This is a genomic window from Caulobacter sp. FV1ye6ST, from assembly GCF_058681225.1.
The window spans coordinates 2,824,595-2,845,907 of the sequence record NZ_CM178733.1 but is presented as its reverse complement, the minus strand read 5'-3'; the positions used below and the strand labels follow the sequence as shown (position 1 = coordinate 2,845,907).

At 67.9% G+C, this 21,313-nt stretch carries 18 protein-coding genes; 13 read left to right on the top strand and 5 right to left on the bottom strand.

Translation table 11 applies throughout. The features are described 5' to 3' along the window. The first annotated feature begins 114 nt into the window (after positions 1 to 114). Entirely contained in the window at positions 115 to 648 is a 534-nt protein-coding gene (popZ, locus tag ACW175_RS13845) for a pole-organizing protein PopZ (protein ID WP_492100633.1), read from the top strand. Between the two features lie 126 nt (positions 649 to 774). After that, the gene (locus ACW175_RS13840; RefSeq protein ID WP_492100632.1) at positions 775 to 3,495 is read left to right on the top strand and encodes a valine--tRNA ligase; all 2,721 of its coding nucleotides are present in this window, start codon (positions 775 to 777) and stop codon (positions 3,493 to 3,495) included. On the opposite strand, the gene ACW175_RS13835 is transcribed toward ACW175_RS13840, so the two are convergent. After that, on the bottom strand, positions 3,492 to 4,145 hold the full coding sequence (locus ACW175_RS13835) for an HAD-IA family hydrolase (RefSeq protein WP_492100631.1): 654 nt from the start codon (positions 4,143 to 4,145) through the stop codon (positions 3,492 to 3,494). The genes ACW175_RS13840 and ACW175_RS13835 overlap by 4 nt on opposite strands. Positions 4,146 to 4,343: 198 nt before the next feature. Here ACW175_RS13835 and ACW175_RS13830 point away from each other — a divergent pair, with 198 nt between their 5' ends. Then, a complete protein-coding gene (locus ACW175_RS13830) occupies positions 4,344 to 6,095 on the top strand; it encodes a class I adenylate-forming enzyme family protein (protein WP_492100630.1) in 1,752 nt (583 codons plus the stop codon). 78 nt (positions 6,096 to 6,173) lie between these two features. On the opposite strand, the gene ACW175_RS13825 is transcribed toward ACW175_RS13830, so the two are convergent. Then, positions 6,174 to 7,661, bottom strand: a complete 1,488-nt coding sequence (locus tag ACW175_RS13825; protein WP_492100629.1) for an amidase — start codon at positions 7,659 to 7,661, stop codon at positions 6,174 to 6,176. Positions 7,662 to 7,780: 119 nt separating this feature from the next. Here ACW175_RS13825 and ACW175_RS13820 point away from each other — a divergent pair, with 119 nt between their 5' ends. After that, entirely contained in the window at positions 7,781 to 8,512 is a 732-nt protein-coding gene (locus ACW175_RS13820) for a TlyA family RNA methyltransferase (RefSeq protein WP_492100628.1), read from the top strand. A gap of 64 nt (positions 8,513 to 8,576) precedes the next feature. Here the strand turns inward: ACW175_RS13820 and ACW175_RS13815 are convergent, their stop codons facing one another. Continuing rightward, entirely contained in the window at positions 8,577 to 9,194 is a 618-nt protein-coding gene (locus ACW175_RS13815) for a hypothetical protein (RefSeq protein WP_492100627.1), read from the bottom strand. 214 nt (positions 9,195 to 9,408) lie between these two features. On the opposite strand from ACW175_RS13815, the gene ACW175_RS13810 reads away from it, so the two are divergent. The 8 genes from ACW175_RS13810 (at position 9,409) to ACW175_RS13775 (ending at position 16,814) form a co-directional block, all read left to right on the top strand. After that, positions 9,409 to 10,656, top strand: coding sequence for a class I SAM-dependent RNA methyltransferase (locus ACW175_RS13810; protein ID WP_492100626.1), 1,248 nt, complete (start codon positions 9,409 to 9,411; stop codon positions 10,654 to 10,656). A gap of 19 nt (positions 10,657 to 10,675) precedes the next feature. Beyond that, the gene (locus ACW175_RS13805) at positions 10,676 to 11,734 is read left to right on the top strand and encodes a class I SAM-dependent methyltransferase (RefSeq protein WP_492100625.1); all 1,059 of its coding nucleotides are present in this window, start codon (positions 10,676 to 10,678) and stop codon (positions 11,732 to 11,734) included. Positions 11,735 to 11,756: 22 nt separating this feature from the next. Beyond that, positions 11,757 to 12,758 carry an acyltransferase family protein gene (locus tag ACW175_RS13800; RefSeq protein ID WP_492100624.1) on the top strand — a complete coding sequence of 334 codons (1,002 nt, stop codon included), beginning with the start codon at positions 11,757 to 11,759 and terminating at the stop codon, positions 12,756 to 12,758. Positions 12,759 to 12,928: 170 nt separating this feature from the next. Beyond that, on the top strand, positions 12,929 to 13,327 hold the full coding sequence (locus ACW175_RS13795; RefSeq protein WP_492100623.1) for a YciI family protein: 399 nt from the start codon (positions 12,929 to 12,931) through the stop codon (positions 13,325 to 13,327). Further along, positions 13,324 to 14,571: an RNA polymerase sigma factor gene (locus ACW175_RS13790; RefSeq protein WP_492100622.1), complete on the top strand. Its 1,248-nt coding sequence runs from the start codon at positions 13,324 to 13,326 to the stop codon at positions 14,569 to 14,571. The genes ACW175_RS13795 and ACW175_RS13790 overlap by 4 nt, the downstream gene beginning before the upstream one ends. 14 nt (positions 14,572 to 14,585) lie before the next feature. Further along, on the top strand, positions 14,586 to 15,125 hold the full coding sequence (locus ACW175_RS13785) for an SRPBCC family protein (protein ID WP_492100621.1): 540 nt from the start codon (positions 14,586 to 14,588) through the stop codon (positions 15,123 to 15,125). 93 nt (positions 15,126 to 15,218) lie between these two features. Further along, entirely contained in the window at positions 15,219 to 16,301 is a 1,083-nt protein-coding gene (locus tag ACW175_RS13780; protein WP_492100620.1) for a PA0069 family radical SAM protein, read from the top strand. A 54-nt stretch (positions 16,302 to 16,355) separates the two neighbouring features. After that, positions 16,356 to 16,814, top strand: a complete 459-nt coding sequence (locus ACW175_RS13775) for a cell wall biosynthesis glycosyltransferase (RefSeq protein ID WP_492100619.1) — start codon at positions 16,356 to 16,358, stop codon at positions 16,812 to 16,814. A 6-nt stretch (positions 16,815 to 16,820) separates the two neighbouring features. Here the strand turns inward: ACW175_RS13775 and ACW175_RS13770 are convergent, their stop codons facing one another. After that, entirely contained in the window at positions 16,821 to 18,383 is a 1,563-nt protein-coding gene (locus ACW175_RS13770) for a lytic transglycosylase domain-containing protein (protein ID WP_492104964.1), read from the bottom strand. A 130-nt stretch (positions 18,384 to 18,513) separates the two neighbouring features. After that, on the bottom strand, positions 18,514 to 19,335 hold the full coding sequence (locus tag ACW175_RS13765; RefSeq protein ID WP_492100618.1) for a uracil-DNA glycosylase: 822 nt from the start codon (positions 19,333 to 19,335) through the stop codon (positions 18,514 to 18,516). A gap of 241 nt (positions 19,336 to 19,576) precedes the next feature. Here ACW175_RS13765 and ACW175_RS13760 point away from each other — a divergent pair, with 241 nt between their 5' ends. After that, positions 19,577 to 21,250 carry an electron transfer flavoprotein-ubiquinone oxidoreductase gene (locus ACW175_RS13760; protein WP_492100617.1) on the top strand — a complete coding sequence of 558 codons (1,674 nt, stop codon included), beginning with the start codon at positions 19,577 to 19,579 and terminating at the stop codon, positions 21,248 to 21,250. Positions 21,251 to 21,313 lie beyond the last annotated feature (63 nt).

The following is a 21,313-nucleotide window of genomic DNA, read 5'->3' as shown; positions in this document are numbered from 1 at the left end:
GATTCCGCTCAGGCGTGGACTTGCGCTTGCTTAACACGCGTAAGTCTGCACCATCGCCGCCAAGCGCGTCCTAGGGCGCGCAAGGATTCGTACCCTTTACGACGGCCCCCGCACATGTCCGATCAGAGCTCTCAAGAACCGACGATGGAGGAGATCCTCGCCTCCATCCGACGCATCATCTCCGAGGATGACGCGCCGGCGGAGCCCGCGGCCGAGGCAGCGCCGCCTCCGCCGCCGGAGCCCGAGCCCGAATCGTTCGACGACGACATCCTCGAGCTGACCGATCCGATCATCGCGGAGCCGGAGCCCGAGCTGCCGCCGCTGGAGACCGTCGGCGACATCGACGTCTATTCGCCGCCGGAGCCCGCGCCCGAGCCGGCCTATAGTCCTCCGCCCTCGGCGCCGGCGTTCAACCGTGACGAAATGGCCGAAAACCTGGTCGGCGACCACGCCGCCTCGGCGGCCGCCAGCGCCTTCGGCAGCCTGAGCTCGGCCCTGCTGATGCCCAAGGACGGCCGCACACTGGAGGACGTCGTGCGCGAGCTGCTGCGCCCGCTGCTCAAGGAGTGGCTGGACCAGAACCTGCCGCGCATCGTCGAGACCAAGGTCGAGGAAGAAGTACAGCGCATCGCTCGCGGTCGCGGCTAAGCGCGCTCGATTCTCGAAAAATCGAGGCGGTCGCCGCGGCGGCCGCCTTTTTTCGTTGTGAATTCCCCCACAAATCCAGGCCCGCCGGTTTCCCGCGCGGGCCGCAGATGGCATATCCGCTCCGCCATGCTTGAAAAGACCTTCGATCCCAAGTCCGTCGAACCCCGCCTGTACGCCGCCTGGGAGGCCTCCGGGGCCTTCAAGCCGAGCGAGGATCCGAACGCAGAGCCGTTCGTCATCGTGATCCCGCCGCCGAACGTCACCGGCAGCCTGCACATCGGCCACGCGCTGAACAACACGCTGCAGGACGTGCTGACGCGCTTCCACCGCATGCGCGGCAAGGCCGCCCTGTGGCTGCCGGGCACCGACCACGCGGGCATCGCCACCCAGATGGTGGTCGAGCGCCAACTGGCCGCGGCCGGCAATATGGGCCGCCGCGACATGGGCCGCGAGGCCTTCGTGGCCAAGGTCTGGGAATGGAAGGCCGAGAGCGGCGGGACCATCACCAACCAGCTGCGCCGTCTGGGCGCCAGCTGCGACTGGTCGCGTGAGCGCTTCACCCTGGACGAGGGCCTGTCGGCCGCCGTCCGCAAGGTGTTCGTCCAGCTCTACAAGCAGAACCTGCTGTACCGCGACAAGCGCCTGGTCAACTGGGACCCGCAGTTTCAGACCGCGATCTCCGATCTCGAGGTCGAGCAGAAGGAGGTCGACGGCGCCTATTGGCACTTCGCCTATCCGCTGGCCGACGGCGTCACCTACCAGCACCCGATCGCCTTCGACGACGAGGGCAAGGCGACTGAATTCGAGACCCGCGACTACATCGTCGTGGCCACGACCCGTCCGGAAACCATGCTGGGCGACACCGGCGTCGCGGTTCACCCTGACGACGAACGCTACAAGGGCCTGGTCGGCAAGTTCGTCACCCTGCCGATCGTCGGCCGCCGCATCCCGATCGTCGCCGACGACTATGCCGACCCGACCAAGGGCTCGGGCGCTGTGAAGATCACCCCGGCCCACGATTTCAACGACTTCCAGGTCGGAAAGCGCGCGGGGCTGGAAGCCATCAACATCCTGACCGCCGAGGCCAAGCTGAACGACTCGGTTCCGGCCGAATTCGTCGGCATGGACCGCTTCGCCGCGCGCAAGGCCATCGTCGCCCGCGCCGAAGAAGAGAGCTGGCTGAAGGAGATCGAGAAGACCAGGCACATGGTCCCGCACGGCGACCGTTCGGGCGTGGTCATCGAGCCCTTCCTGACCGACCAGTGGTACGTCGACGCCAAGACCCTGGCCCAGCCGGCCCTTAAGGCCGTCGAAGAGGGCGAGACGGTCTTCGAACCCAAGCACTGGGAAAAGACCTACTTCGAATGGCTGCGCAACATCGAGCCCTGGTGCGTCTCGCGCCAGCTCTGGTGGGGTCACCGCATCCCGGCCTGGTTCGGGCCAGAAGGCTCGATCTTCGTTGAGGAGACCGAGGAGGCCGCCTACGCCGCCGCCCGCGCCCAGTTCGGCGCCGACGTCCAACTGAGCCAGGACGAAGACGTCCTCGATACCTGGTTCAGCTCGGCCCTGTGGCCGTTCTCGACCCTCGGCTGGCCGGAAAAGACCGCCGACCTGGCGCGCTTCTACCCGACCAGCACCCTGGTCACCGGCTTCGACATCATCTTCTTCTGGGTCGCTCGGATGATGATGATGGGCATCCACTTCATGGGTGAGGCGCCGTTCAAGCAGGTGTTCATCAACGCCCTCGTCCGTGACGAGAAGGGCGCCAAGATGAGCAAGTCCAAGGGCAACGTGATGGATCCGCTGATCCTGATCGACGAACTGGGCTGCGACGCGGTGCGCTTCACCATGACGGCCATGTCGGGCCAGGCGCGCGACATCAAGCTCTCCAAGCAGCGCATCGAAGGCTATCGCAACTTCGGCACCAAGCTTTGGAACGCCTCGCGCTTCGCCCAGATGAACGAGTGTGTCCGCATCGAGGGCTTCGATCCGGCAAGCGTTGCGCAGCCGATCAACAAGTGGATCCGCGGCGAGACGGTCAAGACCGTGGCCGAGGTCACCAAGGCCCTGGAAGCCCCGGCGTTCGACGAGGCCGCCGGCGCCCTCTACCGCTTCGTCTGGAACGTGTTCTGCGACTGGTACCTGGAGCTGGCCAAGCCGATCCTGAACGGCGATGACGCCGCCGCCAAGGCCGAGACCCGCGCCACCGCCGCCTGGGCGCTGGACGTGATCCTGAAGCTGCTGCACCCGGTGATGCCGTTCATCACCGAGGAACTGTGGCAGAAGACCGCTGTGTTCGGACCAGCTCGCGACAGCATGCTGATCTCGGCCCAGTGGCCGGACCTGCCCGCCGAGTGGATCGACGCCGAGGCCGAGGCCGAGATCGGCTGGCTGGTCGAGACGGTCGGCGAGATCCGCTCGATCCGCGCCGAGATGAACGTGCCGCCGTCGGCCAAGCCGGCGCTCAGCATCATCGGCGCCGGCGCGGAGACCAAGGCTCGTCTGGCCCGTCACCGCGACCTGCTGCTGACCCTGGCCCGCCTGGACAGCGTGCGCGAAGCCGAGGCGGCTCCGGCCGGCTCTGTGCCGATCGTCATGGGCGAGGCGACCGGCGCCCTGGCGATCGCCGACTTCATCGACCTGACGGCCGAGAAGGCGCGCCTGACCAAGGAAATCGCCGGCCACGCCGGCGAGATCGACAAGGTCAACAAGAAGCTCGGCAACCCCGACTTCCTGGCCCGCGCCAAGGAAGAGGTCGTCGAGGAAAACCGCGAACGCCTGGCCGAGGCCGAGGCCGCCAAGGCCAAGCTAGAGGCGGCGCTGTCACGGCTGGAGTCGGTGGGCTAAAAGCTCAGCGCGCCTTCGGGCGTCGACTTGAGAAGACCATAGCTGGAGACGCCCGGATGCGGCGTCTCCAGCGGATGGCTGTGCGTGGCGGTGATCACCACGATGCTGGCCCCGGCCGCCTCGGCCGCGGCGATGCCCGCCGGGGCGTCCTCGAACACCAGGCAGTCCTCGATCGGATGGCCCAGGCGCTTCGCCGCCAGCAGGAAGCAATCGGGCGCCGGCTTGCCGTGCTCGACGTCCTCGGCCGTGACAAGCACGGCGGGGAGGGGCAGGCCCGCCGCCGCCAGCCGCACCTTGGCCAGTTCGCGTGGGGCTGAAGTGACGACGGCCCAGCGATCGGCGGGCAGGGCGCTCAGGAAGACGGCCGCGCCCTCGATGGCGTCGATGCCCTCGACATCGGCGATCTCGCCCTCCATCAGCCACTGGACCTCGGCCGCTTCGTCGACGTCGGGGATGTCGAAGCTGCGCACCGTCTCGATCGCCCGCCGGCCGTGGATGCATTTCAGCACCGCCTCGACATCGAGGTCGCGCCTTCGCGCCCAGGCGCCCCAGACCCGCTCGCTGGCGACGATCGAGGTCAGGACCGTGCCGTCCATGTCGAACAGGAAGGCGGCGAATTGCCGATCGGGAAAGAGCAGGGATTCGGCCAAGGCGGCGCTCCGGACTAGGGAAATGACGCTAGGTCATCGACCTTCGACTGCACAGTGTCCAGGCATCCGTGGGGTGTCTAGGTTATCAATGTTCTCCTAGCGTCAAACGGACGTTTGCATCCGGCTGGCGGCTGTGCTCTCTGGTCGTCGAACGCGCTCGATCAAACAGGGCGCGACACCAATACCGGGAGAGTAAAAATGACCCAGGCCGCTTCCAAGCCCGTTCCGTGGCCGGCGATGTCCGTCCAGCAGGCCTATGCCTTGATCACCCAGGCCGGGACGCCCGGCGAGATGGAGGAGATCGAGATCCGGGGCGTGAAGACCCGGGTGTGGAAGAACGCTCCCCCGACCCTGCGCGACACGCTGCTGATGGGCCGCGCGCACGGCGAAAAGATCTTCCTTGTGCATGAGGACGAGCGGGTCAGCTTCGAGGCCTTCTACCGCGCCGTGACCCACATGGCCGCCGAGCTTCAGGCGTTCGGCGTCGAGAAGGGCGACCGGGTCGCGATCGTCATGCGCAACCTGCCCGAATGGCCGGTGGCTTTCTACGCGGCCGCGTCGCTGGGCGCGATCGTCACGCCGCTGAACGCTTGGTGGACCGGTCCTGAGCTGGAATATGGCCTTGTCGACTCGGGCGCCAAGGTCGCCATCGTCGACGTCGAGCGCTACGAGCGCCTGGCCGAACACCTACACAATTGTCCGGAGCTGAAGCGGGTCTATGTCAGCCGCTCGCCCGAGGAGATCGCCCATCCCTATGTCATCCATCTCGAAGGGGTGATCGGCGGCGCCAACGACTGGGCCAAGCTGGACGAGAAGCCGCTGCCGACCGTCGCGATCGCGCCCGACGACGACGCGACGATCTTCTACACCTCGGGCACCACGGGAAAACCCAAGGGCGCCATCGGCACCCATCGCAACGTCAACAGCAACATCTTCGCCGCCGCCGCCGCCGGCGCGCGCGCCTTCCTTCGCCGTGGCGAGGCGCCGCCCCAGCCCGATCCCAGCCTGCCGCAGAAGGGCTCGCTGCTGTCGGTGCCGTTCTTCCACGCCACGGGCTGCTTCGCGGTGCTGAACCCCTCGCTGTTCGGCGGGGCCAAGCTGGCCATGATCCGCAAGTGGGATCCGGAAAAGGCCATGCAGCTGATCCAGGACGAGAAGCTGACCCAGATGGGCGGCGTCCCGACCATCGCCTGGCAGATCATCGAGCATCCCTCGCGTCCCAACTACGACCTGTCGTCGCTGGAGGCCGTCGCCTATGGCGGCGCGCCCTCGGCGCCGGAGCTGGTGCGCAAGATCAAGGAACTCTGGCCCAAGTCCTCGCCGGGCAATGGCTGGGGCATGACCGAGACCTCGGCGACCGCGACCTCCAACTCGGCGGAAGACTACGAGAACCGTCCCGACAGCTGCGGTCCCGCCGTGCCGGTCACGGACCTGAAGATCATGACCGTCGAGAAGCCCTATCGCGAGCTGGCGATCGGCGACGTCGGCGAGCTGTGGTGCCGGGGTCCGCAGGTCGTGCGCGGCTACTGGAACAAGCCCGAGGCCAGCGCCGAAACCTTCGTCGACGGCTGGGTGCGCACGGGCGACCTGGCGCGTCTCGACGCCGAGGGCTTCTGCTTCATCATCGACCGCGCCAAGGACATGCTGATCCGCGGCGGCGAGAACATCTACTGCATCGAGGTCGAGAACTGTCTCTACGACCACCCGGCGGTGATGGACGCGGCCCTGGTCGGCATCCCGCACAAGACCCTGGGCGAGGAGCCGGCGGCCGTCGTCACCCTGAAGTCGGGCGCGGAGGCCACCGAGGCCGAACTGCGCGCCTTCGTCGCCGATCGTCTCGCTGCTTTCAAGGTGCCGGTGAAGATCGTCTTCTGGCACGAGACCTTGCCGCGCAACGCCAATGGCAAGATCATGAAGAACGAACTGAAGAAGGTGTTCGTCGAGGGCTGACCTCGCCGTCCGCCGCGAGACAGAACGGGCCCGCATCGGTTGATGCGGGCCCTTTTCGTTTAGAGGCTTACCGTTCGTTCAGAGGCTCACTGGCGGCTTGCGGTGCGCCCAGGGTTGGGCTTCCTCCAGCTGATAGGCCAGCTGGAACAGCAGCGCTTCGCCGCCGGCGCGACCGGCCAACTGGACGCCTACCGGCAGGCCGTCCGGCGTCCAGTGCAGGGGCACGCTCATCGACGGCGCGCCGGCGACGTTCTGAACCGGGGTGTAGCCGACATAGCTCGTCAGCCGGGCCTGCAGATCCTGGAACGGAACCCAGCCGGCGACATAGCCCAGCTCGACCGGCGGCTTGCCCAGCACCGGCGACAGGATGATGTCGTACTTGGTCAGCCAGGCGTCATAGGCTTTCGTATTGTCGTTCAGCCGCGTGATGGCGGCGGGCAGGGCGCCGGCGGGAAGCTGGCCGACCAGTTCGGCCATGCCCAGGCTGAAGGGCTCCAGCACGCTGGAGTCGGGCTTGTGGCCGATGGCCTTGCCGATGCCCGCGACCAGTTCGGCCGCGCCGCTGGCCCACAGTACGGTGAAGTCCTGGCCGAACTGGGCGCCGTCCATCGGCCAGGCGGTCGGCTCGACCTTGTGACCCAGGCTCTCCAGCAGCTTGGCGGCGTTGTTGACGGCGGTCTGCACTTCCGGATCGGGCGTCACGCCCGTGCCGGTGGCCATGAGCAGGCCGATCTTCAGCTTCCGCTTCAGTGGTTCAGAGACCACGCCCACCGGCTTGAACACCGCGTCGGCGCCGGTGCGTTCAGTGGCGGCGAACAGGGCTGCAGAGTCGCGGACGCTGTGCGAGACGCAGTGAGCGACCGAGATGTCGAGCCCGCGCGCGACGGGGCGCCCTTCCAGCATCCGGCCGCGCGAGGGCTTCAGGCCGAACAGGCCGCAGTTGCTGGCGGGGATGCGGATGGAGCCGCCGCCGTCGGTGGCGTGGGCCATCGGGATCATGCCCGAGGCCACGGCCGCCGCCGCGCCGCCCGAGGAACCGCCCGACGAGCGGGCCGTGTTCCAGGGATTGCGGGTGGGCTGGAAGCCCATCGGCTCGGTGGTCGGCAGGAAGCCGTACTCCGGCGTCGCCGACTTGCCGATCACCACGAAGCCGGCCGCGTCGAAGGCGTCGACATATTTCGTCTGGGTGGTCTCGGGCGGGGCGCGCAGGCCGCTACGCGATCCGTTGCGGGTTGGCAGGCCCTTATAGGGATCCAGGTCCTTGACCATGAAGGGCACGCCCGCGAACGGACCCGTCAGCTGGCCGGCCTTGGCCTTGGCCAGGGCGCGGTCGAAATCCGAGGTGACGATCGCGCCGACCTGGGGCTGCAGGGCTTCGGCCTTGCGAATGGCGTCCTCGACCACCTCGGCGGCGCTGACCTCCTTGCGACGGATGCGGCCAGCCAGCTCGGTGGCGTCGGGAGTCCAGGGCGCGGGTGCTGACATCGATTTGGGCTTTGCCTCCACTGAAGATGCGGCCGCCATGGCGGCGGATGCGGCCAGCAGGCCGCGACGAGTGAATCGCATCGGTTTCTCTCCCCTAGGTCGGCGTCTTGGCGCGCCGGTGATCGGCGTTCAGTTGAACCCGAAGAGACCTTAGCCGCAACCCTGTGCTAGACGGCGGTCTGAACTTTCGAGGAGGCCGCGTGGCCCGCAAGCGTATCGATCTGTTGCTCGTCGAGCGGGGCGTCGTCGACAGCCGCGCCAAGGCCCGCGCGGCCGTCGAGGCCGGACTGGTCACCGTCAATGGCAAGGTGATCACCAAGCCCGCCGATACGGTGGACCAGCATGCCGAGATCGTCGCCGAAGCCGCCCATCCGTGGGTCGGACGCGGGGCGCTGAAGCTGCTCCACGCGCTGGACCTGTGGCCGGTGGTCGTGGAGGGCCGCGTGGCCCTCGACGTCGGCGCCTCCACGGGCGGGTTCACCGAAGTCCTGCTGTCGCGCGGGGCGGAAACGGTGTTCGCTGTCGATGTTGGCCGCGATCAGCTGCACGCCAAGCTGAGGGACGATCCGCGCGTGATCGATCTGTCAGGCGTCGACGCCCGGACGCTGGACGAGACGGTGATCTCGACCGCGCCGACCCTGGTGGTCAGCGACGTCAGCTTCATCGCCCTGACAAAGGCCCTGCCGATGGCGCTGGGCCTGGCGGCGCCGGGCGCCGAGCTGGTGGCGCTGATCAAGCCCCAGTTCGAGGCCGGCCGCGACTTCGTCGGTAAGGGCGGGCTGGTGAAGGATCCCGAGATCATCGCCCGTTGCGAGCGCGAGGTCGCGGAATTTCTTGAAGCCTCCGGCTGGACGGTCAACGGCCTGACCGAAAGCCCGATCACGGGCGGCGACGGCCAGGTCGAGCGGCTGGTCTGGGCGACCAAGGCCTGAAACGAAATCGGCCGCCCCGTTTAGGGGGCGGCCGATGGTCTTCCACACAAGCTAGGTTGGGGACTTAGTCGACGACCTGATACTTGCCGTTGCCGTCAGGGCAGACGCGCACGAAGCGCTTCTGGACGCGGCCGTCCGGCAGGTAGATCGGGCTCTCGGCCAAGGTGCAGCCGTTGACGTCGGCCTGGCCGCCGCGGTTGTTCACACGGTAGCCGTCGCGATGCTCATACGATTGCTCGTAGTAGCTGTCGCGTTGAGCGTCGCGACGGACCTGCTCGTACGGGACCGGGCGGTAATCGTCGTCATAGCCGTCATTATAGGCGCGCGGCGGCGGGGGAGGCGGCGGCGGGGCGATGTTGCTGCCCGGGGTGCAGGCCGCGGAGCTCTTGCCGGCCATGCCGCCGACCACGGCGCCCAGCAGGCCGCCAACAACCGAGCCGTCTGTGCGGTGGCCTCGGGCGGCGATGCCGCTGCCCAGGGCCATGCCAATCGCGCCGCCCGTGAGGGCCCCGCCGGTAGTGCGGTTGGCCGTCGAGCGTTGGCATTGGTCGTAGTAGTAGCCCTGGTTGCCGTAGGCGCCGCCGCCATACGGCTGTGAGCCGTAGGCCTGGGCCGAGGCCAGGGGCGGCGTCAGCACGCCACAGACGAGGGCGGCGGTGACGCCCAGAACGGTCTTGATCATCGGAGTCCTGCTCGTTGAGGCGATCATGGTCATGAGAGAGCTTGTCTTTTTGTGGGCGTCCGGCTCTCGCCTGGCCGCCGAGGCCCATCCGTTGATGTAGGTGTGACATCGCCAACATGAACGATCGCTGACGGGAATATTCAGCTTCGTTGAACCGCACCGAAAATCGTTCGTCGCGCGCGCTCAAGCCCCGATTTTGGGGTATGGACACTTCATGCAAGACATGACGATCAGCGCCATCGGCGCGCAAGGCGACGGACTCGCCCGCTTCGACGACGGCAAGCCGGCCTTCGTGCCTCTAACCCTGCCGGGCGAAACCGTGCGGGCGCGGATGGAGGGCGCGCGCGGCGAGATCGTGGAGATCCTGACCGCCAGCGCCGACCGGGTGACGCCGCCCTGCAAGTATTTCGGCCATTGCGGCGGCTGCGCCCTGCAGCACTGGGCGGCCGCGCCCTATCTCGGCTGGAAGGCCGAGCAGATCCGTATCCAGTTGTCGATGGAAGGCCTGGAGGCCGAGATCCTGCCGACCTTTGCGTCGCCGCCGGCCTCGCGCCGCCGCGTGGCGTTGCACGCCCGCAAGGGCGCCAAGGGGCAGGGCGCGTTGCTGGGCTTCAAGGAACGGCGCTCCTGGAATCTCGTGCCGATCGACGAATGTCCGGTCACCGATCCGCGTCTGGTGGCGGCTTTTCCGGCCCTGGCGCGGTTGGCCGAACCGTTTCTGGAGCATCCGAAATCGGCCCCGACCCTGCACGTCACCCTGACGGCGACCGGCCTCGACATCGATGTCACCGGCGTCGAGCGCAAGAGCGGCGGGCTGTCGGCCGACGCTCGGATGCGCGCGGCCATGGCGGCCAGCGAGGGCGATTTCGCCCGTGTCACCCTGGCGGGCGAGACCGTCTATGGCGCGCGCCAGCCGATGGTGAAGTTGGGTCCCGCCGTGGTCGCCCTGCCGCCAGGCAGCTTCCTGCAGGCCGTGCCGGCCGCCGAGCGCGCCATGGTCGAATTCGCCGTCGCCCAGGCGCAGGGTGCATCAAAGATCGCCGACCTCTATTGCGGTGTCGGCACCTTCACGTTCCGCCTGGCCGAGGTCGGCGCGGTCTACGCCGCCGAGGTGAGCGCGCCGTCCATCGCCGCCTTGAAAGCCGCGATCGGCGCCGCGCCGGGCCTGAAGCCGATCACCGCCGAGGCGCGTGATCTGGTGAAACGCCCGACGCTGAGCACCGAGCTGGCCAAGACCGACGTCGTGGTCATCGACCCGCCGCGCGCCGGCGCCGCCGAGCAGACGGTCGAGATCGCCAAGTCCAAGGTCGCCAAGGTGGTCAGCGTCTCGTGCAACCCCGGCACCTTCGCCAAGGACGCCCGCGCCCTGGTCGACGCCGGCTTCCGGCTGGAGAAGGTGCTGCCGGTGGACCAGTTCGTCTGGTCGCCCCATATTGAGCTGGTCGGGGTCTTCACGCGCTGAAGCCCACGGGGAACCCAGGATGGACGAGCGACGCAGCAGAGCCGCCTTCGCGGTCGACGCGGTAGGCCAGCGCGCCAGGGCGGCGATGAAGGCGGCCTGGTGGACGGCGACGGGCTCGCTGGCGCGCTCCATGACCCGACCGACCCAGGGCGAGCAGGCGCGAAGCTTCGAGCCTAAGGCCGCGCCGCCGGCCAAGGGCGGCCTGCGCCGCGCCTATCTGGAGGCGTTCGAAAAGGACGCCCGCGACGTCGCCGCCGGCCTCTATCCCGCCATCGAGGACGCTCCGGTCCGCGCCTCGGCCGCCGTGCGCGAGGCCGCCGACTTCATCGCCGACGCTTTCGAGGTCGACCAGCGTCGCCGCCGCGGCGACGGCGTCGAGGTGCGCGACGAGACCAATAGTCAAGTCTATCCAAACTATTATCGCCAGAACTTCCACTTTCAGTCGGGCGGCTGGTTCACGCCGGAAAGCGCGCGTCGCTACGACGCCCAGGTCGAGGCGCTGTTCTCCGGCACGGCGGGAGCCATGCGGCGGCGCGGCCTGTCGCTTCTAGCGAAGCACTGGCGCGGCCGCGATCACCGTGACGCCAAGATCCTCGATATGGCCTGCGGTTCGGGCGCTTTCCTCAAGGACCTGAAGGCGGCGTTCCCGCGCGCGGCCATCGCTGGACTGGACCTCTCCGAGGCCTATCTGGCGCGGGCCCGCAAGCGCACCGGCGCCGGTGGGATCAAAGCTAATGTTGAAACTTTGCCATTCGCGGATTCTTCTCTGGATGCCGTGAGTTGCGTCTATCTCTTCCACGAGTTGCCGCCGCGCGTGCGGCCCGTCGTGGCGGCCAGCTTGGCGCGGGTGCTCAAGCCCGGCGGCGTGCTGGTCTTCGTCGACTCCGTGCAGCCCTCCGACACGCCGGACCTGGCGCGGCTGCTGGAGGCCTTCCCCGTCTATTTCCATGAGCCGTACTACGGCAGCTATGCCGAGACCGATCTGGTGGCCTTATTCGCCGAGGCGGGCCTGAAGCTGATCTGCGAGGACCGCGCCTTCCTGACCAAGGCCTTGCTGCTGGAGAAGCCCCTCAGCTAAGCAAGGATGGGGGGACGGCGTTTTGCAGGCTTACGAGTCGGGACGACGGTACGAGGCGCTGGACGGGCTGCGCGGCGTCGCGGCCGTCGGCGTCATGCTCTACCACGTTGGCGGCTGGACCGGCCGGCCCTGGCTGGTCAGCCACGGCTACCTCGCCGTCGACTTCTTTTTCTGCCTCTCGGGCTTCGTCCTGGCCCATGCCTATGGCCGGCGTGAGATCGGCTGGCGGGGCTTCCTGCGCCAGCGGCTGACGCGGCTGTGGCCGCTGATCGCCCTGACCATGCTGGCCGGCGCGACCGTGATCATCCAGCATCGCGAGCGCGTGCCCGAGTGGCTGGGCCTGGGCCTGCTGATGATCCCGCGCCTCTGGGCCGAGGAGCCGGGCTTCGCGCCGATTTTTCCTTTGAATCCACCGGCCTGGTCGCTGTTCTTCGAGCTGGTCGTCGGCGCCCTTTGGTTCCCGATCCGGCGGCTGGGCCTGCTGGGTCACGTGCTGATGATCGTGCTCCTGATCCCGGTCATGGCCTATGTCGCTCACGGCATGGGCGGGGTGCTGACCGGCTGGGACCGGGCGACCTTCGTGATCAGTTTCCTGCGGACGGTGTTCTCGTTCCTGCTGGGCTGGGGCTGCTACCGCATCCAGCCGTTCACCGGCTTTACGGCGCCCGCCTGGCTGTTGGCGCTGATCCTGACGGCGATCCTGTGCTTCCCGTGGACCCCGCTGAACTGGCTCTACGACTATGTCTGCATGAGCGTGGTGTTCCCGCTGATGGTGCTGGCCGGGCGGCGGGATCCGGACGGGCGCCTGGGCGTGGCGGCCCGTGTCTCGGGCGCGATCTCGTACCCACTCTACGCGCTGCACTGGCTTGGATGGGAACTGATGCTGCGGCTGTTCCGGGCGCTGGGCGGCCATGGCTATCCGCTGGGCTTCGCGGCCGTGGCGATCCCGGTGATCCTGGCCTTCGCCTGGACGGTGCTGAAGCTCTACGACGAGCCCGTTCGCCGCCGGCTGCGGCGCCTCTAGAGCATTTTCCGACGAAGTGGACACCGGTTCGTCGTCAGAAAATGCGTTAAAACAAAGGGCTAGAGCATTTCACCGATCCAGTCCGATCGGAAAATGCTCTAGAGAATTTTCGACCTCGTGTCGGATGCGGGCATAGTTCACCGTCCTAGGGACCGGAGACGAGGATCGCCATGCTCTACGCCATACTCTGCTACAATCAGGAAGACGTGATCTGCGGCTGGTCCAAGGCGCATGAGCACGGCGTCATGGAGAAACTGGGCGTCGTCCAGGAGAGGCTGGCGCGCGAAGGCCGCCTGGGGCCCGTCGCCCGTCTGATGCCGACCACGGCCGCCACCACCCTGCGCAAGGATCGCGAGCCGCCGCTGGTGCTGGACGGACCGTTCGCCGAGACCAAGGAACAGCTTCTGGGCTTCTACGTCGTGGACTGCGACAGCCTGGACGGCGCGCTCGACATCGCCAAGGAGCTGGGCAAGGCCAATCCCGGCGGCTCCTACGAGATCCGTCCGATCGCGCTGTTCAATCCGACCCCGAACCCGGCGTTCGCCGGCCAGGAGCCTGGCAAGACGTGACCGACCTCGGTTGGATCGAAGGGGCGATCGGCGCCGCTAGGCCCCAGGCGATCGCGGCGCTGCTGCGCTACTTCCGGGACATGGACGCGGCCGAAGAGGCGTTCCAGGACGCCTGCCTGCGCGCCCTGAAGGCCTGGCCCAAGAACGGTCCGCCCCGCGACTCGACCGCCTGGCTGATCATGGTCGGCCGCAACGCCGCCATCGACGCCGTCCGCAAGACCCGCCGCCATGTGGTCCTCCCGCCGGAAGAGCTGCTGTCCGACCTGGAGGACGCGGAGGCGCAGGCCGCCGAGCGGCTGGACGGCTCGCACTATCGTGACGACGTGCTGCGGCTGCTGTTCATCTGCTGCCATCCCGACCTGCCGGCCACTCAACAGATCGCCCTGGCCCTGCGCATCGTCTCGGGTCTGTCGGTGCGCGAGATCGCCCGCGCCTTCGTGGTCAGCGAGGCTGCGATGGAGCAGCGGATCACTCGGGCCAAGGCTCGCATCGGGGCTGGCGAGGCGACCTTTGAAGCGCCGGGCCCGGTCGAGCGCGCCGAGCGCTTCGCGACCGTGGCGGCGATGCTCTATCTCGTCTTCAACGAAGGCTATTCGGCCAGCGGCCAGGCGGTCGAGGCCAAGGGCGGGCTGTGCGACGAGGCCATACGGCTAGCGCGCCTGCTGCTGCGCCTGTTCCCGGCCGAGCCGGAGATGATGGGCCTGACCGCGCTGCTCCTGCTGCAGCATGCCCGCGCCGACGCGCGCTTCGCCGCCGACGGCGCGGCGATCCTGCTGGAGGATCAGGATCGAAGCCTCTGGAACCGCAAGATGATCGGCGAGGGACTCGCCTTGATCGACAAGGCGATGCTCAAGCGCGATCCGGGGCCGTACCAGGTCCAGGCCGCCATCGCCGCCCTGCATGCCCGCGCCGCCACGGCCAGCGACACCGACTGGCTCGGCATCGACGCGCTCTACGCAACGCTGGAGATCATGCAGCCTTCGCCGGTGGTCACGCTGAACCGCGCGGTGGCGACGGCGAAGGTTCGCGGCCCGCGGGCGGCGCTGGCGATGATCGAACCGCTGGGCGCGCGGCTGGACGCCTATTTTCACTATCACGGCGCGCGCGGCGCCTTCCTGCTGCAGGCCGGGCGCAAGGCCGAGGCGCGGGAAGCGTTCGATCGCGCGATTTCGCTGGCCAACACCGCGGCCGAGGCCGCCAATATCCGCCAATATCTCGACCGCGTCGCGGCCGAGGCGGGGTAGAGGGAGAGGGGCATATGCTGGTTCTGAAGATCGTTCTGGGACTGATCGCGATCGCCGTCATCGCGCTGCTGGGCCTGGCCGCCACGCGGCCGGACAGATTCACGGTCAAGCGCGCCGCGACCATCAAGGCTCGGCCCGAGGCGCTGTCGGCCCTGGTCGAGGATTTCCGCCAATGGCGGCTGTGGTCGCCCTGGGAGAAGATCGATCCCGACATGACCCGCGCCTATGGCGGTCCCGACAAGGGCGTCGGCGCGACCTATGCCTGGGTCGGCAGCGCCAAGGTCGGCACTGGCGACATGGCGATCACGCAAGTCACGCCGGGCCGCGAGGTCGCGTTCGACCTGCATTTCATCAAGCCGTTCAAGGCCGACAATGTGGGGCGCTTCACCTTCGAGCCGGCGGGCGACTCCACGCTGGTCACATGGTCGATGGAGGGCGCGAGCCCGTTCATGGCCAAGGTCATGGGCCTGGTCTTCGATATGGACAAGGTGGTCGGCAAGGACTTCGAAGCGGGTCTGGCCAACATGAAGGCCGAGGCTGAAAGGCCCGCCTGATCCGGCGCATGGTCAAGCTTGATCGAGCTGGGCGTTTTTGTCTCGAGCAAAACTGTTCTTGTTATGTTCTGATCGACGGCGCATGATCGCGCCATGGCCGAGGCAGCGAAACGAGTCCCCGCCCCGCGCGGACGGGGCGCGAAGTCAAATCAAACCGGACGGTTCGAAGCCCAGACGCGCGAGACGTTCGACGATGGCTGGGGCGAGGAGGAAGAGCCTGCCCAGTTGAAGACCGAGCTGCAGCCGATGAAGTCGCGGACGATCATCGCCCGCAACCAGAGCCCGGACGTCGGCTTCGATCGCTCGATCAACCCTTATCGTGGCTGCAGCCACGGGTGCATCTACTGCTACGCCCGGCCAGCCCACGCCTATCTGGGCCTGTCGCCCGGCCTCGATTTCGAGAGCAAGATTTTCTTCAAGCCACATGCGGGCGAACTGCTGGAGAAGGAACTGGCCAAGGCTTCGTACAAGCCGGCGACCATTCACATCGGCGGCGACACCGATCCCTACCAGCCCGACGAGAAGCAACTTCGGGTGACGCGACAGATCATCGAGGTGCTGGACCGCGTCAGCCACCCGTTCACGATCATCACCAAGTCGGCCCTGATCCTGCGCGACCTCGACGTGCTGAGCCGCATGGCCGAGCGCAGGCTGGCGCGGGTGGCGATCTCGATCACGAGCCTTGACCGGCATCTGGCCCGCAGCATGGAGCCGCGCGCGGCAACGCCGGGCAAGCGGATCGAGGCGGTGCGACGGCTGACCGAGGCCGGCGTGCCGGTGACGGTGATGTTCGCGCCGGCCATTCCGGGCTTGAACGACCATGAGTGCGAGGCGGTGCTGGAGGCGGCGGCCAAGGCTGGCGCGCGCGGCGCGGGCTATGTCGCCCTGCGCCTGCCGCGCGAGATCGCTCAGCTGTTCCAGGAGTGGCTGGAGACCGACCATCCGGATCGGGCCAGAAAGGTGATGTCGCTGGTTCGCCAGATCCGCAAGGGCGAGACCTACAGCGCCAGTTGGGGCGAGCGGATGGTCGGCGACGGTCCGGTGGCCGAGGTGCTGCGCCAGCGCTTCCACCTGGCGGTCAAGAAGTTCGGGCTGGACCAGCCGTGGGGGCCGCTGGACGCGACCCAGTTCACGCCGCCGAGGAAGCCGAGCGTGCAGATGGATTTGTTCGGGTAGCGCTCTGATTAGGAAGGCCTTGACCGCATAGCCCCCGGGTGGCCAAGCAAGGCCATGATCTCCGTCGTCCTTGTCGCCTCCGAAGACCTTTCCGGCCTGGCCGCCCAGATGGCGATGCTGGTGCCCGCCGCCGTGGATGGGCTGGTCAAGGAGGTGGTGCTGGTGACTGGGGAGGGCGAGCCGGGTGTCGAGGCCCTTGCCGAGGACAGCGGCGCACGGCTGGTGACGGCCTCCGGCGACCGCCTGTCCGCCGGGGCGGCGGCGGTGCGCGGCGACTGGATCCTGACCCTGCGCGCGACGCCGCTTCTGCGCGAAGGTTGGCGTGAGCCGGTCGAGAAGCACTTGGCTGGCGGGGCGGGCGCCGCCGCGGTTCTGACGGCTCCGGGCGGCCTGTTCAGCAAGCTCTCGCCGCGCCTGCATGGGGTGCTTGTCCGGCGGCTCGACTGGCCTCCGGGCGGCGGTGACGAAAGGGCTCTGGCCAAGACGCTGAAGGCGAAACGGCTGGACTACTAGGGAAGCCTAGGGCTGAACCTGCGCCAACTGCGTCATCAACTGGTCGATCGACGTCGGGGCGGCGACCTGCGGGTCCAGGCGGAAGTCCACCGTCCGCGCGCCGCTGGCCACGGCGTCCAGGGTCTTGTTCTCCGCGCCCATCAGCCGGCGATAGGTCCAGTAGCTGGCCATCACCTTCTCGACGTAGTTGCGGGTCTCCTTGAACGGCAGGCTCTCGATCAGCAGCAGGGTGTCGCAGTCCGCGCCCAACTGGGCCGCCGTGCGGTTCAAGGTCGCCGGCCCGCCGTTATAGGCGGCGACGGTGCGGAGCAGGTCGGGGCTCTTGACGCCGCGATCCATCAGCCAGGTGAAATAGTCCTGGCCGGCCCGCAGGTTGTAGGCGGGATCGAACAGCGGGCTGTTGTCGGCCAGCAGCTTGTCGTCGCCCACCACGTCGGCGGCCGAGGACGGGCGCACCTGCATCAGCCCCATGGCGCCGGCGGCCGAGACGGCCATCGGGTCAAAGCGGCTCTCCTGGCGCACCAGGGCATAGACCATGGCCTTGTCGATGGTGAAGCCTCCGACCGGATCCAGCGGGGGCAGGGGATAGTCCTCGCCGCCCACCCGGCGCACCGGTCGGCCAGCGTTTAGCGGGGCGTTGGCGTTCAGCGCCAGGGCCAGGGCGGTCCAGTCGTCGCGAAGCTCCTGGGTATCGGCCAAGGACAGGCCCGCGCGCAGCTCCATCCCCGCCTCGCGCCAGCGGCCGACCTGGGCCAGGGCGGTGGCGCGACGGGCGCGCGGATCGTTCTTCACGAGCTGTTCCAGCGAGGCGGTGTCAGGACCGACATAGCTGGCGCGGGTCAGCAAGCTGGCGATCGGGTCATAGTTGTCTTCGGCGAGGGTGACGCCCGCCATGGCCAGCTGCCGCATCGCGATCATGCCGTAGAAGGTGTGCGGCGAGCGCGCGGCCTCGCTCAGCAAGGCTTGGGCGTCGCGGCCGTGGCCGGCCTGGCTGGCCACGCGGGCCGCCCAGAAGGCCCCGGCGGCTCGCAGCCACTCGTCCTCGTGTTCGTCGTGGGCGACCTGCTCGAAATAGGTCTGGGCGGTGCGGTAGTCGCCCAGGCGATAGGCCGACAGGCCCGCGATCCAGGTCTCGCCGCCGGCCACGGCCAGGCCCAGGGCCTTCTGGACGTCGCCGGAATAATAGGACTCGCGGGCGGCGCGGCCCTTGTCGGCGGGCGGCGGCGCCGTCTCGTCGCCGATGAACAGTTCGGGCACGGGCGGGGCGGCGACGCGCTTGCGGGCCGGTTTGCGCTTCAGGGCCAGGGCGTAGACGCGGTCGGCGCCCGCTTCGTCGGCATAGGCGCGCAGCCAGCGGGTCAGGTCGTCATAGCTGGCCGAAAAACGGGTGGGGTGCATGACCTTGGCGAAGGCCAGGCGGCCGGCCAGGCTGCGATCATGGGCGTTGGCGATGGCCGCGGCGGCGGCGTCGAAATCGCCCCGGTCGGTGGCGGCGAAGGCCGCGCGATAGGCGCGAACATCTTCCGGAGACAAGGGGTCAAGGGCGCCCGCATGCGCCACGCCCCCCATTGCGAGGAAGGCCGTCGCGCACAGGAACAGGGCCGAGAACACGGCCAAAGGACGAGCCAAAATCCGCAAAAACCGTTTCCGCGCTCCCCCGCAGGCGCGCGTCCCCCGTTCCGATTGGTCGAACGCAGTTCTAGTGCGGGCGGTCCGGACGATCAAGTCGCTCGGTCAGCGTCAGAAGATCTTGCCAGGCCTTCTTCTTCTGGGCGGGCGTGCGCAGCAGAAAGGCCGGGTGCAGGGTCGGCATGGCCGGCAGCTCGACGGACTTGTCCTCGGACAGCCATTCGAACCAGCGGCCGCGCATGGACAGGATGCCTTCCTCGCGCTTCAGCATGGCTTTCGCCGAGGCCCCGCCGGCCAACAGCAGCATCTTCGGCTTCACCAGGGCGATGGCGCGCTCGACGAACGGAGCGCACGTCGCCTGCTCCTGGGGTGTCGGCGTGCGGTTGCCTGGCGGACGCCAGAAGACGGTGTTGGTGATGAAGACGCGGCCTTCCAGGCCGGCGGCCCGCAGCATGCGGTCCAGCAGCTTGCCCGCCCGGCCGACGAACGGCTGGCCTTCGGCGTCCTCGTCGGCGCCGGGGCCTTCGCCGATGATCATCAGCGGTGCGTCGCCGACGCCGCGCGAGAACACGGCCTGCTTCGCGCCCTGCATCTTCAGCGGGCAGCCGTCGAACGCGGCGATGGCGGCCGCCAGGCTTTCCAGGTCGTTGCAGGCCGCCGCGGCGGCCTTGGCGGCGGCGACGGCGGTACCGACATCGGGGCCGCGCGCCAGGGCCAGGCCCGGACGGGCGACGGGCGACGGGGGGGGCGGCGGCTGGCTGCGAGCCCGCAGCATCGCCGCGCCCTCGGCAAGACGGTCGATCGGCGCGTCCGCGTAGGACGTGTCGACACCCGCATCGGCCCAGAAGGCCAGCAGGCTTTCGACGGCGCGTTGATCGACGGCGAGGCTCATGAGATCGTAATTAGAGCGTGGCGGCCAAAAGTGTGAGCGGTTTTGGCGCCCGCCACGCTCAAAAAGTATCGGATCGAGCCTGCCTTTGGCGGGCTTCGGCGCGGAAGATCGCCAGCCTCCACGTTGCGATGCAGCAAAAAAGAGGCGCTAGGCGCTTGACCGCCACTGCGTCACGTTCGGATAAGCTCTGATTCAAACAGTCATAAGACGGGCGGCCGAGCCCCCTTTACCGGGAGACCCCATGAGCGAAGACCTCGAACGCGAGTCGATGGAATACGACGTCGTCATCGTCGGCGGTGGTCCCGCGGGCCTTTCCGCGGCCATCCGTCTGAAGCAACTGGCCGCCGAGGCCGGGACCGAGATTTCCGTGGCCTTGCTGGAAAAGGGCTCGGAAGTCGGCGCCCACATCCTGTCCGGCGCGGTGATCGATCCCAAGGGCCTGGCAGAACTCTTCCCGAACTGGAAGGAAGAAGGCGCGCCGCTGGAAACGCCGGTCACCAAGGACCGCTTCAAGCTGCTGGGCCCGCAGGGCGAGTTGTCCCTGCCGATGTTCGCCATGCCGCCGTTCATGCACAACCACGGCTGCTATATCGCCTCGCTCGGCAACCTGACCCGCTGGCTGGCCGGCAAGGCCGAGGAACTGGGTGTCGAGATTTATCCGGGCTTCGCCGCTTCGGACCTGGTCTGGAACGAAGACGGCTCGGTCAAGGGCGTCGTCGTCGGCGTCGTCGGCATCGCCAAGGACGGCCATCACAAGCCGGACTTCCAGCCGGGCATGGAACTTCACGGCAAGTACGTCTTCATCGCCGAGGGCGTGCGCGGCTCGCTGGCCAAGCAACTGATCGAGAAGTTCGACCTCTCGGCCGGCAAGTCGCCGCAGAAGTACGGTCTCGGCATCAAGGAGCTGTGGCAGGTCCCTCCCGAGAAGCACCAGCCCGGCCTGGCCGAGCACACCACCGGCTGGCCACTGGACAACCAGACCGGCGGCGGCAGCTTCATGTACCACTTCGGGGACAACTACGTGGCCATCGGCTACGTCGTGCACCTGAACTACAAGAACCCGTGGATCTCGCCGTTCGACGAGTTCCAGCGCTTCAAGCAGCATCCGGGCGTGAAGCCCTATCTGGAAGGCGGCAAGCGCATCGCCTATGGCGCGCGGGCCATCACCGAGGGCGGCTACCAGTCGGTGCCCAAGCTGACCTTCCCGGGCGGCGTGCTGATCGGCTGCTCGGCCGGCTTCGTCAACGTGCCGCGCATCAAGGGCAGCCACAACGCGGTCAAGACCGGCATGATGGCCGCGGAGGCCGCCTATGAGGCCGTCCAGGCGGGCCGCGCCAGCGACGACCTGACCGGCTACCAGACCGCCTATGACAAGTCTTGGGTGGCTAAGGAGCTGAAGGTCGTCCGCAACGCCAAGCCGATGCTGGGCAAGTTCGGCACCGCCCTGGGCGGCGCGGTCAGCATGTTCGACATGTGGTGCACCCACCTGCTGGGCGGCTTCTCCTTCTTCGGCACCATGAAGCACGAGAAGACCGACGCGGCATCGACCGGTCTGGCCAAGGACTATCAGCCGATCGTCTATCCCAAGCCCGATGGCGTGATCAGCTTCGACAAGCTGAGCTCGGTGTTCCTGTCGGCCACCAATCACGAGGAAGACCAGCCGGCGCACCTGAAGCTGAAGGATCCGTCGATCCCGATCTCGGTCAACCTGCCCAAGTACGGCGAGCCGGCGCGCCTCTACTGCCCGGCGGGCGTGTACGAGGTGCTCTACAACGAGCAAGGGACCGATCCGCGCTTCCAGATCAACGCCCAGAACTGCGTCCACTGCAAGACCTGCGACATCAAGGATCCGTCGCAGAACATCGTCTGGACCACGCCGGAAGGCGGCGGCGGACCGAACTATCCGAACATGTAACTTTTATTGGGCGCGTGACGGCCGCCGAAACCGGCATCCACTTTCGGCTGTCACGCTTGCCGC